Source organism: Soonwooa sp. T0.1_25, from assembly GCF_057652215.1.
The window spans coordinates 1-1,035 of record NZ_JBYFBZ010000047.1 but is presented as its reverse complement, the minus strand read 5'-3'; the positions used below and the strand labels follow the sequence as shown (position 1 = coordinate 1,035).

Below are 1,035 nucleotides of genomic sequence, written 5' to 3'. Positions count from 1 at the left end.
CCGTTGTACGACATAGTAAAACCGAACCAAACAAAATGAAAGTCAGAGAAGAAAAGTTAAGAACAATTATAGAATGGTCGGAGAAAAACGAAGATGTAAGAGTTCTTCTTCTGACAAGTTCACTTGTAAATCCTTTAGCACTTGTTGACGAATTTAGTGATTTAGACATTGAATTTGTTTTTGAGGATAATACAAATTACATTTCAGACAAAAGCTGGACGCTTAAATTCGGAAATCCAATTGCTATGATTGAAGAAGACGAAAGTTGTTTTAACCATAAACACGCAATGAAAATGCTACTTTATGAAGACGGTGTGAAAGTAGATTTTAAACTTTACAGCAAATCAAAATTTATAAAGGAAACGCAAGAGAAAGAATTACCAGAAGATTGGGATATTGGTTATAAAATTTTAATTGATAAAGATGGTATTACAAAGCAAATGCTGAAACCAACTTATCAAATTTCCATTATCAAAAAACCGTCTGAAAAAGAGTTTCAAAATCTAATAAACGATTTTTGGTGGGACACAACTTACGTGGCAAAGTGTCTTGTGAGAGATGAAATATTCTATGCGAAATTTATGTCGGAAACCGTTATTCGCACAGAATATTTAATTCCTTTAATTGAATGGCACATTGCAAGTGAACACAATTGGAACATAACGACCAATAAATATGGACGACTTTTCAAAAAGTATCTTAACCAGGAAATGTGGGCTAAAACAGAACAAACATTTTCAGGGAGCGATATAAAGGAAAATTGGACTGCTCTATTTTCAATGACTGATTTAGTTTCAGAAATAGGAACTGAATTGTCAAAAAAATTAGAGTACAAATACCCGGATAAATTAGAAAATGACATACGAAAATATTTAGCTGGACTAAAACCCAAAACATAACTACGTCGTACAACATCGTATTGGCAATAGGCGGGCTGAACGGCTTCGTATCAACGGAAGTGCAAAATTCAACTTCTGTTCTTCGATTAAAGTTCAGTGCTAAAAATCCCGCCCATCGCCAATACGCGGCACGTTA

At 33.9% G+C, this 1,035-nt stretch carries 1 protein-coding gene; it reads left to right on the top strand.

Features of this window, described 5'->3' with window-relative positions; all coding sequences use genetic code 11:
- Positions 1 to 35: 35 nt before the first annotated feature.
- Positions 36 to 899, top strand: a complete 864-nt coding sequence (locus AC23MB_RS14270; RefSeq protein WP_003013318.1) for an aminoglycoside 6-adenylyltransferase AadS — start codon at positions 36 to 38, stop codon at positions 897 to 899.
- The last annotated feature ends 136 nt before the right edge of the window (positions 900 to 1,035 follow it).